This window comes from Myxococcus sp. MH1, assembly GCF_059738865.1.
Window position 1 is genome coordinate 88,631 of record NZ_AP026947.1, and the last position, 14,872, is coordinate 103,502.

The 14,872-nt window shown below is 69.0% G+C and carries 13 protein-coding genes; 5 read left to right on the forward strand and 8 right to left on the reverse strand.

From position 1 onward, the window contains the following. Positions 1-183: 183 nt before the first annotated feature. Positions 184-1,752 (reverse strand): tetratricopeptide repeat protein, encoded by a 1,569-nt coding sequence (locus AC6JA9_RS00370; RefSeq protein WP_497958911.1) that lies wholly within the window; start codon positions 1,750-1,752, stop codon positions 184-186. 265 nt (positions 1,753-2,017) lie between these two features. Here AC6JA9_RS00370 and AC6JA9_RS00375 point away from each other — a divergent pair, with 265 nt between their 5' ends. The 3 genes from AC6JA9_RS00375 to AC6JA9_RS00385 all read left to right on the forward strand — a co-directional run bounded on the left by AC6JA9_RS00375 (position 2,018) and on the right by AC6JA9_RS00385 (position 4,862). Further along, positions 2,018-2,932 carry a sigma-70 family RNA polymerase sigma factor gene (locus AC6JA9_RS00375; protein WP_141333044.1) on the forward strand — a complete coding sequence of 305 codons (915 nt, stop codon included), beginning with the start codon at positions 2,018-2,020 and terminating at the stop codon, positions 2,930-2,932. 109 nt (positions 2,933-3,041) lie between these two features. After that, complete coding sequence (locus AC6JA9_RS00380; RefSeq protein ID WP_141333045.1) at positions 3,042-3,341, forward strand: pilus assembly protein N-terminal domain-containing protein; 300 nt, start codon at positions 3,042-3,044, stop codon at positions 3,339-3,341. A gap of 60 nt (positions 3,342-3,401) precedes the next feature. After that, on the forward strand, positions 3,402-4,862 hold the full coding sequence (locus AC6JA9_RS00385) for a protein kinase domain-containing protein (protein ID WP_497958912.1): 1,461 nt from the start codon (positions 3,402-3,404) through the stop codon (positions 4,860-4,862). A gap of 13 nt (positions 4,863-4,875) precedes the next feature. Here the strand turns inward: AC6JA9_RS00385 and AC6JA9_RS00390 are convergent, their stop codons facing one another. The 3 genes from AC6JA9_RS00390 to AC6JA9_RS00400 form a co-directional block, all read right to left on the reverse strand. Next, positions 4,876-5,625, reverse strand: coding sequence for a DUF4142 domain-containing protein (locus AC6JA9_RS00390; RefSeq protein ID WP_141331893.1), 750 nt, complete (start codon positions 5,623-5,625; stop codon positions 4,876-4,878). Positions 5,626-5,723: 98 nt separating this feature from the next. Beyond that, complete coding sequence (locus AC6JA9_RS00395) at positions 5,724-6,182, reverse strand: PaaI family thioesterase (protein WP_194869471.1); 459 nt, start codon at positions 6,180-6,182, stop codon at positions 5,724-5,726. 5 nt (positions 6,183-6,187) lie between these two features. Next, on the reverse strand, positions 6,188-6,640 hold the full coding sequence (locus tag AC6JA9_RS00400) for a PaaI family thioesterase (RefSeq protein ID WP_046710288.1): 453 nt from the start codon (positions 6,638-6,640) through the stop codon (positions 6,188-6,190). Between the two features lie 188 nt (positions 6,641-6,828). Here AC6JA9_RS00400 and AC6JA9_RS00405 point away from each other — a divergent pair, with 188 nt between their 5' ends. Both AC6JA9_RS00405 and AC6JA9_RS00410 read left to right on the forward strand, forming a co-directional pair. Further along, complete coding sequence (locus tag AC6JA9_RS00405) at positions 6,829-10,227, forward strand: amidohydrolase family protein (protein ID WP_497958913.1); 3,399 nt, start codon at positions 6,829-6,831, stop codon at positions 10,225-10,227. Positions 10,228-10,399: 172 nt separating this feature from the next. Beyond that, positions 10,400-10,705: a hypothetical protein gene (locus tag AC6JA9_RS00410; protein ID WP_223749434.1), complete on the forward strand. Its 306-nt coding sequence runs from the start codon at positions 10,400-10,402 to the stop codon at positions 10,703-10,705. 68 nt (positions 10,706-10,773) lie between these two features. On the opposite strand, the gene AC6JA9_RS00415 is transcribed toward AC6JA9_RS00410, so the two are convergent. From AC6JA9_RS00415 to AC6JA9_RS00430, 4 genes are all read right to left on the reverse strand, one after another. Then, on the reverse strand, positions 10,774-11,337 hold the full coding sequence (locus AC6JA9_RS00415) for a hypothetical protein (protein ID WP_223749433.1): 564 nt from the start codon (positions 11,335-11,337) through the stop codon (positions 10,774-10,776). Positions 11,338-11,564: 227 nt separating this feature from the next. Further along, on the reverse strand, positions 11,565-12,551 hold the full coding sequence (locus tag AC6JA9_RS00420; RefSeq protein ID WP_497958914.1) for a nucleotidyl transferase AbiEii/AbiGii toxin family protein: 987 nt from the start codon (positions 12,549-12,551) through the stop codon (positions 11,565-11,567). After that, positions 12,548-13,129 (reverse strand): hypothetical protein, encoded by a 582-nt coding sequence (locus AC6JA9_RS00425; RefSeq protein WP_223749431.1) that lies wholly within the window; start codon positions 13,127-13,129, stop codon positions 12,548-12,550. Before AC6JA9_RS00425 ends, AC6JA9_RS00420 begins: the two co-directional genes overlap by 4 nt. 188 nt (positions 13,130-13,317) lie before the next feature. Beyond that, a complete protein-coding gene (locus AC6JA9_RS00430) occupies positions 13,318-14,805 on the reverse strand; it encodes a DUF1570 domain-containing protein (protein ID WP_497958915.1) in 1,488 nt (495 codons plus the stop codon). Between the last annotated feature and the right edge of the window lie 67 nt (positions 14,806-14,872).

Here is a 14,872-nt window from a genome sequence, read left to right on the forward strand (position 1 = left end):
CGTGATGCGAGAGCCCGCGCGAGGCTGTGCATGCACGCGTCCACGACAGGCGTGAGGCCGCGTCAGCGCATGGGCGCCACGGAGGTCAAGGCCAGGTCCGAGCATGCGTGAGGCCGCGTCGGCGCATGGGCGCCACGGAGTTCACGGAGGTCGCGGCCAGGTCCGACCAGGCGTGGGGCCGCGTCAGCGCGTGGGCGCTACGGAGGCCACGGCCAGGTCCGACGCGGTCAGACGGGAGTCCTCGAGTGACTCGGTCGCGAGGGTCTCCGCGCGGCTCAAGGACAACGGACCCTCGGAGCGGATGATGACCCAGCGGGACTGAGGCGAGACCCTCAGCGCCACCGCGTTGGGACTGAGCCAGCGCAGCTCGGGTCGATACGCCGTCACGGGATTCACCGTCACCGGTCCCCCCGTGGTCCACAGGCTCGCGCTCACCTCGACCCGCTGTGGCTCGCGAGAATCCCGCGCGCTCAGCGCCTGCGCCGGAGGCGAGACCCGTGCCGTTGCCTGAAGCGCCTGCGCGGGTGACGCGGTCGAGGGCGACTTCGCCCGAGCGCATGAAGGGTCGGGAGCCCCGGCCGTGCGAGGCGCGGTGCCCGTCTGCGTCCACCGAGGCTCGAGCGTGAGCGGGGCCTTCGTCGTGCTTTCGTGACCGTCGGGCTGACGCGGAGCAGACGCAGCCTGGGGAGCCGAATGCGCACCGGCCTGCCGTGAAGCGGTACCCGCGCCCATCGGCCGCGCCTGATTGCGTTCCGTGGACGGAGCACGAACAGCGCCGCCCGTGTTCTGCGCCGCGCCGCGCGAAGGCGTCACAGGCGCGGGAACAGTCCGCGGAGCCTCCACCTGCCGAGGCGCCACGGCACCCCGAGGAGGAAACGACGTCAGCGTCCGCGCGGGAGCCGCGGGCACGGGCAACCGCTCCCCCACGAGGGCGAGCTCATATCCACGCGGCGAGGAGACCTCGGGAGCCCGTGTCTCCGCAACAGGGGGAGACGACTTCGGCGACCGTGACGCGGGTACCTGGATGGGCGTCGACGCCAGCAGCTCCGCGAGGAAGTCCGCGGTAGGCACCTCATCGAGCAGAATCCCCATCACGGTGGTGGGCGCGGGCGTCGCCACGGGCTCCACGTCGATGTCGATGGACACCTCGTCGACCAGGTCGAGAACAGACGACTCATCGTCATCGGGCACCGGCGGAGCGCTGGGCGCCACCAGGGCGCGCACGCTCACCGGAGCGATGGAAGGAACCGAAGGCAGCGGTCCCCGGACCCGAGCCTCCTCCGCCGCGCGCAACACGAACGCGGGAGGAGGCGGCGGCGGCGTGCGCGTCCTCGACTCCACCCGAGGCGCCTCCTTCTCCACGGCGAGCCCGGCCACGTCCCGATAGAGCCGCTCATCCTCCAGCGCCGTCGAGGGAGGCACCGGCGCCTGTCCCAACCGCGCGAAGTCCGAGGTCAGCTCCGCATCCCGAGGGTCCAGCTCCAGCGCGGCGCGCAGGGCCGCGCGGGCCCGGGCCTCACATCCCTGCGCGAGCAGCAGCGACGCCGCTGTCCGATAGGAGGCGATGGCCGCGCGCAGGTTCCCCGCGCGACGACACGTCTCCGCGTGTTGCACGCGCGCATTCGGGTCCTTGGGCACCAGGCGGAGGATGCGCTCCAGCTCCTGTGCACACTCGCCATACCGTTCCTGGAGGAACAACGACCGCGCGGATTCCTTCAACGCTCTCAACTGGGCCCGCGCGTGCTCGCTCATCGTCCTGTCCTCCGGAACGGATGCCCTGCGGGGGAAAGCAGGGCCCATGCCGAGGCGCGCGCACGGCCGCGTTGAATCCACTGCTCATCGGAGACACTGGCCCATGGCGCGAAAGCCCGTCTTCGGGCGAGCATCACCCCCGGACTCCAGGCAGGCCCGTCAGGCATGGAGACGCGCGAGGACTCCGAGCGAGCCTGTAGAAAAGGCGCCCCGCGCTGTAACAAGGAAAGCCACCGCACCGGTGGGTGTTCATCCCGAGGCGTGCATGTCGAAGCAGCCGAGTCGCTCCCACCTCTTCCTCCAGCACCTGCCGCCCCAGGCGCGGTGCTACGCGGAGGTGCCCGGGCTCGACGCGCTGTTGGACTCCTGGCTGTCCATCGCGAGACAGGCGTGGCCGGACGTCATGCTTCCGGAAGAGGACTTCCTGCGCCACGTCGCGACCCGGCTGGGCCCCAGCGACGAGCCCGCCGCGACACTCGCCGCGCTGCCCGTGGCGGACCTCTATCTGGCCTGCGCGTGTGCACGAGGACTGCCCACCGCGCACGCCGCGCTGGAGCGACATCTGCTCCCTCGTGCGGCCAGCGCGCTGACGCGGGTGCGAGGTGGCGGCCTGGACACCGCGGAGGTCCTCCAGCAATTGCGTCAGCGGCTCCTCGTCCCCCAGGGTGACGCCGAGCCGAGAATCGCCGAGTACCAGGGCACGGGCCCGCTGGCCGCGTGGCTGCGCGCGGCGGTGGTGCGCACGGCCTTCAACCTCCAGCGCGCGGAGGGCCGACGCGCCAGGGCCGAGGAGGACGCGGAGGCGGAGGGCTCCGCGTGGGTGGAGCGAGGCGGAGCGGGCGGTGACGTCGAGCTCGACTACCTGCGCCGCCGCCACCAGCAGGACTTCCGCGAGGCCCTGGCGGGAGCGCTGGGGAGCCTGTCCCCGCGCGAGCGCACCGTGCTGCGGCTGCACGTGGTGGAGGGCGTGAGCCTGGAGCGCATCGGCGCGATGTACCAGACGCACAAGTCCACGGTGTCGCGCTGGATTTCACAGACGCGGAGGACGGTGCTGGAGGGCGCGCGCGAGCGGCTGGCCGAGCGCCTCCAGCTGTCCGCGGACGAGCTGCGAAGCCTGATGCGGGTGGTGCACAGTCAGCTCGACGTGAGCCTCCTGGGGCTGTTGAAGGAACCCGGTTAGCCCCCCGCGAACTTTTTCGCGGCCCGCGTGCAACACGTCCTGGTGGCCGGTGTCACCCCGATGAAGGCAGGCGAGGACGCCTCGCTCTCATCCTGAAAGGACCCGAATCATGCGGAACGCACTGAAGAAGCTGGCCCTGGTGGCGCTGACGGTGGTGGGCACGACGGCGCTGGCGGAGGAGCGCATCGAGCTGAAGGTGGGGGACAAGCACGTCATCACCGTGAAGGACCTGACCCGCGTGGCGCTGGGGAACAGGGAGACGGCGGAGGTGAAGACGCTGGGGGGCGGGAAGCTCGAAATCACGGGGCTGGAGGCGGGCACCACGCGGCTGCTGACCTGGACGCGCGGTGGGCAGCAGGGTGACTACGCCGTGGTGGTGACGGACCCCGAGCAGGCGGCCGCGAAGTAGCCCGAGGGACCCGCTGCCTTCCCACCAATGAGGGCAGCGGGGATGATGTGACACGCGCCCATGAACCCACCGGCCTCTCCCATGCCCGAGGTGTGCCCGGACGAGAACGTGCTCGCCGGCTTCGTGAGCGGTGTGCTGTCGGGCGCGCGGGTGCCGGAGGTGGCGGCGCACCTGGACTCGTGTGAGGACTGTCGGGCCCTGGTCGCGGTGGTCGCGGCCGAGGCCTCCTCACCGGGCGCGGGCCCGCTCACGCGTCCAGACTCGGAGGGGATGTCGACCCGGGGAGCACGCCCGTCCCCAGCAGAGCGATTGCCGGAGGGCACGAAGCTGGGGAGCTACGTGCTGCGCGAGCTGTTGGGCGAGGGCGGCATGGGCGTGGTGTACGCGGCGGAGGACCCGAGGCTGGGGCGCAAGGTGGCGGTGAAGCTGCTGCGTCCCATGCGCGAGGGTGTCGAGACGGAGAGCCGCGCCCGACTGCTGCGCGAGGCGCAGGCGATGGCGCGCCTGTCCCATCCCAATGTGTTGCCCATCTTCGAGCTCGGCTCCGCGGAGGGGCGGGACTTCCTTGCGATGGAGTGGGTGGAGGGCCCGACGCTCGCGGGCTGGCTGCGCGAGCAGGAGCGTCCCTGGCGCGAGGTGCTGGAGATGTTCCACGCGGCGGGCCTGGGGCTCGCGGCCGCGCATCAGCGAGGGCTGGTGCACCGGGACTTCAAGCCCGCCAACGTGCTGGTGGGCCGGGACGGACGTCCACGCGTCACGGACTTCGGGCTCGCGAGGAGGTGGCGGGAGCCAGCGGCGTCGAACCCCACGACGGACGACCTCACCACCGCGCCGCTCGGCGTGGACGCGGAGGAGACCGCGCTCACCCGCGAGGGCACCGCGCTGGGAACCCCCGCGTACATGTCACCCGAGCAGCGGCGCGGGCAGCCCGTGGACGCGAGGAGCGACCAGTACAGCTTCTGCGTCGCGCTGCACGAAGCGCTGTATGGCGAGCGGCCCGGACAACCGACGAAGCACGGCGCATCGGTGAAGAAGCCACCCCGACTGCCAGGCCACGTGCGCGCGGCCGTGGCGAAGGGGCTCGCGAGTGAGCCCGAGGCCCGTCATCCCTCGATGGAGGCACTGCTCCAGGCGCTCTCGAAACAGACACCTCGCGAGAGGGTGTGGCTGGGCTGGGTCGCGGTGCTGGGCGTGGGGGTGCTGGGCGGGGCCGGGGCCCTCTGGTGGAAGCCGGGCACAAAGCCGCCACCATCGGTGCAGGACGCGACCTTCATGGCGCAGGTCGAGGAGGCGAGGAGGACGGGCGGCAACACGTTCTTCCCCATGGTGATGGGCACGCCGCGCGAGCTGAGAATCGAGGGACTCTCGCGCATCGCCATCGGTCGCATGGACCTGGTCGACATCAAGTCGGAGCCCGGCGTGTTGCTGCTCACACCGCTCGATGTCGGCGCGGGCCAACTGCTGGTGTGGACCCGCGACGGAGAGCGAAAGCTCTACACCGTGTCCGTCACCCGCGACTGAAGCACGGTGTCACTCAGCGCGCGCCGCGAGGGGCCTGCCTCGCCTGACGCGGCGTCTCCTGTCCGAGCAGCCGGTACGCGGCCTGACGATGTTGCTGGAGCTGGGGCAGCAGGTTGTCGAGCAGCGCCTTCAGCGACGTGTTGCTCGCGAACTGCTGCTGCGCGGCCATCACCTTGGCGATGTCCATGTCGTGGTCCCCGACCATGTCGGCCAGGTACGCGCGGTCGAACGGGGTGCCCTGGAGCGCCTCCAGCTTCTTCATCGTCGCGTGCTCGGCTTCCTGCATCGCCTGGGCGAGCGTGGAGTCCGCCTTGGGCTCCTCGAGCGTGAGGTTCTTCGACTTCGCATACGCCAGCAGGTTCTCGTCCGCCTGGCCGTGCTCGCGCTCCATGCGCGCGCCGAAGTCCTTCACCGCCTGGGACTCGCCGTTCTTCTGGGCGAGCCGTCCCATCTGGACCTCCATCTGGTTCGCGTGGTGCAGCTCCGCCAGGAACGCCTTCTCCTCGGTGGGCACGGGCAACAGGCCCCGCTGCATCCACTTCGCCGCCTGGGCGTCGCCCTGCCCCGAGCCGCCCGTGCCGGGCTGTTCATCCCCCAGCTTCTGGAGGTCCTCACCGTGGTCGATGGCCTCCGATTCGCCCATGCGAATCATTCCCTGACTGTCACCGGTGCCATTCTGGGTGGCGACATCGTCATCCTGTGCGCCCGCGGCGCCGCCCAGCACCAGCGAGCCGACCAGCATCCAACCGCTCCATCGCTTCATCGCCTGCCTCCGAGAAGTGTGAATCCGAACCTCTCGAAGGTGGCGACGGCGAAGCAGGCGCGGCCAGGGCACGACGGCCGGACGGACGAAGGCTGGGGTCAGGGCTCGGCGAGCAGGAACAGGGCGTGCGCGCTGGCGATGGGGCGGGTGCGGTCGTCCTGCCAGGCGTCGACGCGCACGTTGGCCACGCGGCGGCCCTGTCGGGTGATGATGGCGCGCGCGAAGGTGTCCTGCGGCTTGCCCGAGCGCAGGAAGTCCACCGTGAGCGAGATGACCTTGGGCACGCGCGGCGTCTCCGTCTTCAGGAGCAGCTCGAAGATGGAGGCGGACTCCAGCAGCGCGCCCAGGGTGCCGCCGTGCAGCGCGGGCAGGAAGCTGTTGCCGATGAGCATGGGCTGGTAGCGCATGCGGCACATCATCTCGCCGGCCAGGTTCTCCACGCCGATGCCCATGAAGCGCGTGTAGGGGATGGCGTCGGTGAGGCGGCTGTACTCGCGCGTCTTGCGCACCTCGAGGACCAGCTCGGCGATGGCGGAGGAGGGCTTGGTGTCATTCATGGAAGTCATTCCTCCGTCAGCATGAAGGTGCCCTGCGCGGAGGCCACCGGGTGGTTCTTGTCGCCCTGATGCACCAGCGCGCGGACGAAGGCGACCTGGCGCGTGGTGCGGTAGCACTCGGCCACGGCGGTGAGGGTGACCCCGGGGCGCGCGGGGCGCAGGTAGTCGATGCGCAAATCCAGCGTCACCATGGGGGTCATGCGTCCCAGCCGGAGCATGACGGAGGTGCCGCACGTCGCGTCGATGAGCGTCGTCACCGGGCCGCCGGCGATGACGCCCGTCTCCGGGTTGCCGACGAGGAAGTCCGCGTAGGGCAGCTCGACGGTGGCCTCGGTGGGGGCCACGTCCACGAGCTTCAGACCCAGCGCGTGGTTGTGGGGAACGATGTCCGAGTAGAACAGGGAGCAGCGCTCCATCCGCCCGGCCTTGTCTTCGGGAAGCTTGAAGTCGTCCGACATGGGGATGCGGATAACAGAAACGTCCCGGGATGGCGCGTGACGAATCGCGTCGAGCCCTCCGCGGCCGCTCAGGAAGAGGCCTGGCTGTCCCCCTGTTCACGTCGCGCCGGGCGTGTCCCCGGGGAGCCGGATAGTGTGGCGCCCCGCAAGGCCGTGTCTCGCACAGTCCCCCCACACGAGGACCTCTGGTGAAACGACTGACCTCCGCTCTCTGCGCCCTGCTGCTCGTCCCGGGCGCGCTCGTCGCCGCGCAGCCCGCGCAGACGCCTCCCGCCGCCCGGCAGGACCCCACGCCCCCCATCCCGGTGAAGAAGGATGACGCCGCCCGTGAGGCCGGCCGCGCCGTGGAGGTGGACCCCAACGCCCCGTCCGACACCGAGTCCGCCAAGGCCGACAAGGACAAGGACGCGTGGAAGGTGGACGCTCCCGGGTTCCCGGCGAAGCAGGTGTCCATCGACGTCTCCGAGGGGACGTGGATGAACGTGGACGTGAGCCCCAGCGGGGACGAGCTCGTCTTCGATTTGCTGGGGGACATCTACGTGCTGCCGCTGGCGGGCGGCGAGGCGCGGGCGCTGACCTCCGGCGTGTCCTGGGACATGCAGCCGCGCTTCAGCCCGGATGGGAAGTCCATCGCCTTCACGAGTGACAGGGGCGGGGGCGACAACATCTGGGTGATGAAGCGGGATGGCTCGGACGTGAAGGCGGTGACGCAGGAGAAGTTCCGCCTGCTCAACAGCCCCGCGTGGAGCCCGGATGGCCAGTTCATCGTCGCGCGCAAGCACTTCACGGCGCGCCGCTCGCTGGGCGCGGGCGAGGTGTGGATGTATCACCGCTCCGGCGGCGAGGGCGTGCAGCTCACCGAGCGCGCCAACGAGCAGAAGGATTTGGGCGAGCCGGCGTTCTCCCCGGATGGCCGCTACGTCTACTTCAGCCAGGACGTCACGCCGGGCCGGACGTTCGAATACAACAAGGACCCCAACGGCGAGATTTACGCCATCCAGCGGCTGGATGTGGAGACGAAGGAGATCGACCCCTTCGTCACCGGGCCGGGAGGCTCCATCCGTCCGACGCCGTCTCGCGACGGCAAGCAGCTGGCGTTCGTCCGTCGGGTGCGGACGAAGACGGTGCTCTACGTCACGGATGTGGCGTCGGGGGCGGAGCGCCCGCTGTACGACGGGCTCGACCGGGACATGCAGGAGACGTGGGCCATCCACGGCGTGTACCCGACGCTGGCGTGGACGCGTGACGACAAGGCGATTGTCTTCTGGGCGGGCGGCAAGCTGCAGCGCATCGACGTGGCGACGAAGCAGGTGACGCCCATCCCGTTCCGGGTGAAGGGCACGCGCACGATTTTCGAGGCGGTGCGCTCGCCGCGGGCGGTGGCGCCGGAGCGCTTCAACACGAAGATGCTGCGCTGGGTGCAGGTGTCTCCGAAGGGGGACCGGGTGGTGTTCCAGACGCTGGGCAAGCTCTACGTGAAGGAGCTGCCGGGTGGCACGCCGAAGCGGCTGACGAAGCAGGAGGACCACCTGGAGTTCTACCCGTCGTTCTCACGGGACGGGCGCTCCATCGTCTACACGACGTGGGACGACGAGAAGCTGGGCGCCATCCGCATGGTATCGGCCACGGGCGGTGAGGGCAAGGTGGTGTCGACGCGGCCGGGCTACTACGTGGAGCCGGCGCTGAGCCCGGATGGCAAGTCGCTGGTGTATCGCGCGTCGGGGGATGGCTACCTGATGCCGGGGCAGTGGAGCCGGGAGACGGGCCTGTTCGTGCAGCCGGTGGCGGGAGGCACGCCGCGCAGGCTGGCTCGGGATGGAGAGCAGCCGCACTTCGGTGTGCGCTCGGACCGCGTGTACTTCCTGCATGTGGAGTCGAAGGAGAAGGAGGACGTGCGCTCGTTGAAGAGCGTGGGTCTGGACGGGAGCCAGGAGCGCACGCACGTGACGAGCGCGGAGGCGACGGAGCTGAAGGTGTCTCCGGACGAGCGGTGGGTGGCGTTCCGGGAGAACTTCAACGCGTTCATCACGCCGTTCCCGAAGGGGGCGAAGGCGGCGGTGGTGGGGCCGGACGCGAAGGCGTTGCCGGTGGCGAAGGTGAGCCGCGACGCGGGTGAGTACCTGCACTGGGCGGGCAACAGCCAGGGGCTGCACTGGGCGCTGGGGCCGGAGCTGTTCACGCGGGAGCTGAAGCAGGCGTTCACGTTCGTGGACGGGGCGCCGGAGAAGCTGCCGCCGGTGCCGGAGAAGGGCGTGGACCTGTCGTTCCTGGTGAAGGCGGACGTGCCGGAGGGGACGCTGGCGCTGGTGGGTGGGCGCGTCATCACGATGAAGGGTGACGAGGTGCTCGAGCAGGGCGTGGTGGTGGTGAAGGGCAACCGCATCGTCGCGGTGGGGCCGGTGGGCAAGGTGCAGGTGCCGGCGGGGGCGAAGGTGGTCGACGTGAAGGGCAAGACGTTGATGCCGGGCCTGGTGGACGTGCACTGGCATGGGGCCATGGGGGTGGATGGGCTGATGCCGGAGCAGAGCTGGGTGCAGGCGGCGTCGCTGGCGTATGGGGTGACGACGTTGCATGACCCGTCGAACTCGTCGGAGGAGGTGTTCGCGGCGAGTGAGCTGGGGAGGGCGGGGGCGTTGGTGTCGCCGCGCATCTTCTCGACGGGGACCATCCTGTATGGCGCGGCGGGGGTGGGGTATCGCGCGCCGATTGAGACGCTGGACGATGCGCGCTCGCACCTGCGGCGGATGAAGGCGATGGGAGCCTTCAGCGTGAAGAGCTACAACCAGCCGAGGCGGGACCAGCGGCAGAAGGTGCTCCAGGCGGCGCGGGAGCTGGAGATGCTGGTGGTGCCCGAGGGTGGCTCGTTGCTGCAGCACAACCTGACGATGGTGGTGGATGGGCACACGGGCGTGGAGCACGCGATTCCGGTGGCGCGCATCTACGCGGACGTGAAGCAGCTGTGGGGGAAGAGCGGGACGGGCTACACGCCGACGTTGGGGGTGGCGTATGGCGGCAACTGGGGTGAGAACTACTGGTACCAGAAGACGAACGTCTGGGAGGACCCGCGGCTGTTGTCCTTCGTGCCGAGGCGGGTGGTGGATTCACGCAGCCGCCGGCGGACGATGGTGCCGGACGACGAGATGAATCATTTCGACGCGGCGCGGACGGCGAGGGAGCTGAATGAGGCGGGGGTGAACGTGCAGCTCGGCGCGCATGGACAGCGCGAGGGGCTGGCGGCGCACTGGGAGCTGTCGATGTTCGGCCAGGGCGGGATGAAGCCGTTGCAGGCGCTGCGCGCGGGGACGCTCGGTGGGGCGCGTTATCTGGGCATGGATGGGGAGATTGGCTCGCTGGAGGAGGGGAAGCTGGCGGACCTCATCGTGTTGGACAGGAACCCGCTGGAGGATCTGATGAACAGCCGCTCCGTGCGCTACACGATGGTGAACGGGCGGCTGTACGACGCGGCCACGCTGAACGAAGTGGGCACGCGGCAGCGCCAGCGCGCGAAGTTCTTCTTCGAGAAGGACGGCAACGAGGGCTGGAGCCCCAAGGCCAGCGCGCATACGCACACGCACTCGTGTGACTGAGTGAGGCGTGGCGTCACGGTGAGCCTCGGTGCGGGAGCTGCGTGGACCCGCACCGGATTCCTCCTCGAGGGTGAACGACTGGAGCCCGGTGGACATGACTCGGGACCGGGGCTCACTGGGATGCACTGCCGTGAACTGGGACGCTCCGGGTTGCAACACAGGAGGCGTCACCATGCTGAATCTGATGAAGCGGTTGGCGGGAACGTTCGTGCTGATGATGGCCGTGGGCTGCGGACCCATGGACCCTGCCGAGGAGACGGCGGCTCCCGAGCCTTCACCTCCCGCCGAGGCCCCGACTGTCGAGGCCGCCGGTCTCCCTGAGTTCCTCGCGTGTCTCAATCCGGCGACGGAGCAGGCTCGCGCGTGCATCGTGACCTGCGTGGAGTTCTCGCCCGTGTTGAGCCTCGTCCCCTGTCTGGGGAGCTGTGGGCTGCAGCTCACCGCCATCACGACGTGTCTGCCCGCGCTGGCCCTCTAGCGCACGGCTTCTCGCGCGCATGACCCACGACGGGCTCCGGAACGAACCTCCGGAGCCCGTCCCTCACGTCAGGGGATGAGCGTCAGCACCAGCGTCTGCGTGCTGGTGTACTGGGCGAGCCCCTCCGGAGAGGCGCAGGCGTTCTCCAGGTCCGCGACCACGAACACCAGCGTCCGCACCGCCGTGGCCCCCGCGTACTTGCCGGACACCACGGTGCCAATCTGCTGCGTGGTCCGCGTCGTGGTGCCACCTTGAACGACGACCTGGGTGAGCGAGAGCTGCGACGTCTCGCCCGTGTTCCACGTCACCGTCACCGAGCCTCCACTGATGCCGAGCAGCGAGTCGCAGGTGTAGTTCCTGCGCAGCGCCGGAGCGAAGCCGGTGGTGCCCGAAATCACCGGGTCCGCCAGCACCGCGACGCAGTTGGTGAGCGTCCCGCTGCCGGACACCGTCGTGTCCCGGGGCTCGTTGGTGATGGGCGGCGAGAAGGAGATGGTCGTCGTCCCGAGCAGACAGGTGACGGTGCCGAGCAGCGGCGCCTCACTCGACTCCAGCGCGGACTCCTCTTCGAGCACCGGGCTGCCCTCCGTGCCGCAAGCGGAGAGCGCGCCGGAGACCACGATGAATGCCATGAACCACAGCCAACGAATGTGCGTGTGCATGTCCACCTCGGGGTTGAAGGTGGAACCACGGTAGTGACGGCCGGTGCCGCGCCGCCGCCCCGTGCGTCGACCGTGATGGCTGTCGAGCAATGGACGTGTACCCAGGTCCAACGGGCGATGCGCGCCCCGCTCCGGTGCGGGCCCGTCGTGCGGGCCCAACTCGAGCCACATCGCCGAGTCCTGCGCTGAGCTGCCTTCTAAAGGCCGTCTGGAGACGCTGCTCCCAGACCTGTACGTTCGAGCCACGCCCGAATCGTTTCCAGCGCTTCATCGAGCGTCTTCCTCGAGCCCCAGAACATCCGACCGATGGCCTCGTGTGCTGCTCGGATGTCGTCCGTCCTCTTACAGGGAGGCAGCTGAAGAGCAGGCGCATCGGGTCGTGGCGGCTCGATGATTTGCTTCTGTGCCACCATCTCCGACGCGAGCGCGTGCACGCTGGGATAGTCAGGAAGCGTCGGCAGCCGTGACTCCGCTTCAATGATTCGTGCGGCGTCTTCGTAGTGCCTGACGAAGGATGCTGGCTCTTTCTCGTCGTGAAGAGCCTTCCGCTGAAGTGCGTCGAGTTTTTCGAGCAGTGTGACGAGCGGGTGTACGCAGCGCACAGCCTTCGGCCGATTGTCGTCGTAGTCCCCGAGTTGGCCTCTTGCTTCGAGCGCTTCATGCACGAAGGACGTCATGTCCCGATGCACGAAGGGTGTGACCCGAGCGCTGCCAATCTCGAGCAGGACGAATGGGCGGAGCACATCCGCGAGGTCACCGAGGTGCCGAGCAGGATAGCTCACCTGGATGTTCCCGGAGCGCCAGCGCTTTGTGTCCGTCGACCGCAGGTCGAGCGTGGCGCTCGTCCCTGGAATCTTGACGAGGGTCGGGAGGGCCTCGAAGTAGGCCTTCCTCTGTCCTGTCACCTTCGTCCCATCCTTGGTCCAACTCGAGACCTCGGGCAGAGAGACAGTTCCGGGCTCGAGCTTGAGGTCCAGGTCCTCGGAGAATCGACGGATGAGGTCGAAGCCCTTGGAGAGCGATGTTCCCCCTTTGAACCAGACCTGGAATCCCGTCGCATGGAGAGCCCACAGCGTGTGGGTGACCCAACAATCCTTCTCGACCAGCGCGACCGAGAGGCCTCGGTCTTTCGCGACGATTCGGAGCAGGTCGTCGAAATCGGAGTCGTCGTGAATGAAGTTCAAACGAAGTCAGCTCGGAGCGCCGTGTTGATCAGGTCTCGCGTCGGTCTTGTTCCGTAGCGCCGGGCCATGGTGCTCAGCAGCTCGCGGTCGAAGTCGCCGCGCGAAAGCGCATGCGTCAGCGCCTCGGCCATCTTCGCACGCGAGGCGCCAGCCTGCTCCGCGTTCTCGAAGAGGTCCACCACGAACCACTCCTTGGGCGCCGGCTGGGGGAAGGCAATGCGCCGCAATTCGAAGCGGCGAAGACCGAACTCGACGCGCCCGGAGCGCTTCGTGTTGTAGACGAGCGGCACCGCGAACACGGCTGTCGCTCCCAGCCCCAGTGCGTTCCAACGCTCGGGACCGGTGAACACGAAGGGGCTGTCCTTGAGGAACGCCCGCATGAGCGCATCGTCGGTAGGTGGCACCACACCGAACTTGCCGCGCTTGGGGACGGCGAACAGACCATGCGCGACCGGGACCAAGACCCCCTTGTCGACCAGCGCCTTCGCATACCTAGGAGGGTTGGAGGTCCAAGGCTCGAAGTCCTGTGTACGGTAGACCCGACCTTCTTCGAGCTGTGGGAGAACCATGGTCGCCATTGTACTTTTTCTCCGGAGAAAAAGTACAAATGACAGCTCAGGCCCGCAAGGCCTCGTTCTAAGTCACTGGAATCCTTGAAACGGGGTTCCACCGCAGGGTGGAATGGCTGAAGCGGAGGTTCACTCGCCGCCTGCCTGCTCCTCTGCTGGGGTGGGGCAAGTCACGGATCCTCAGCGAGGCCCGAACTTCACGGCACTGGCTTGGACACCGCCGCCCCGCACTTCGCCTCGTAGCGCTGGAGCCGCTCGCGCAAGTCCTTGCGGAACTCGGCCGTGTACGCCTCGTGCAGCATGTCCACGGCGCGGCGCTGGAAGCCGACGGCCTCCGCGCACCGGTCCAGCTGGAAGAACAGCGCGGCCTGGACCGCGAGCCCGAACGGATTGCCCGGGGAGAGCTCCACCGCGCGCCTCGCCGAGGGCAGACCCTTCTGCGGCTGGAGCGTCATCATGTAGTGCTGGGCCAGGCTGGTGAGCATGCGCACGTCGTGCGGCAGCAGCCGCGCGGCCGACTCGCGCGCCTGCTCCAGCGCCTGGGGCTCGTCCTGGTCGCTCAGCATCTCCGCCAACAGGTCCCACCCGCGTCCGTCCTCCGGGTGCGCCTTCACCAGCTCCCGAGCCCGCGCCAGGTGCTCCTGGCGGTTCGAGGACAGCTGCGTGGCGAGCACTGCGGCGCTCACGTTGGTCGGGTCCTCCGTCAGGGCCTGTGCCAGCTCGGCGCCGGCCTTCTCCTTGCGCTGCGCCTGGGTCAGCTCGCCCGGGGCGCGCAGGAACATGAGCCCGCGGTTGGCGTGCACCTCGGCGCTGCCCAGCTCCCGCACCGCCACCTGGGTGGACACCGCCGGCAGCGGCAGCGTGAGGTACGCCGAGCGCCCGCTCATCAGGTACGTGCGCAAGTCACCGCCCAAATCACTCACGCCCTGGAAGGACTGCGCGAAGGCGCGCTGCGGGTCCTCCGCGCGGGCCAGCCGCGTCTGGAACGCGTCGAAGCGCTCCGGGTGCATGTTGATGAGGTAGTGCACCCAGAGCCACGCGGAGGCGTAGTGCTGCTGGCTCTCCGCGTCGCTGAGCAGCTCCTTCTGGTCCCACTCCCACAGCTCGTCGATGCCGAGCCAGCCGTTGCGCGTCACATAGTTGCGGCTGTTCGCGTTCACCCGGCCGAGCACCGCCTCGCCCGTGCTGGGCTTGATGTGCGTGGTCTCCAGGTACTGCGCCAGTCCCTCGGCCAGCCAGCGCGGCTGCCGCAGCAGGACATGCTGGCTCAGGTAGTGCGCCAGCTCATGTGTCTGCAGTTGCAGCTCGGGGCCGTTGTCCAGCAGGTAGCCCTCGCCCGACATGACGAGCAGCGGGCCACGCTCCGTGGTGGACACGAAGCCGATGTAGCGGCCCTGGGTGAACTCCGCCAGCTCACTCGTGTTGCGCAGCAGGATGACGTCGAGCGAGCCCGGGGGATTGAAGTCCGTGCCCCACGCCAACAGCAGCGCCCGGCGCAGCTTCTCCAACTCGATGGCCGACTTCGCCGCGACCTCCGGCGACAGGTCCGTGTGCATGCGGAAGTGCTCGCTCCTCACCTCCGACCAGGCCCGGCCCCCCTCGCGCGGACACAGCGCCCGCGAGCCCGCGCAGCCCGAGAACACCAGGAGCCCCAGCAATCCCACCCACACCTTTGACATTGGCATGCGGGGCTTCTGGCACATCCTCTCCACGATTCCCACGGACCCCGGGGAGGGTTCATCCCTCTCTCAT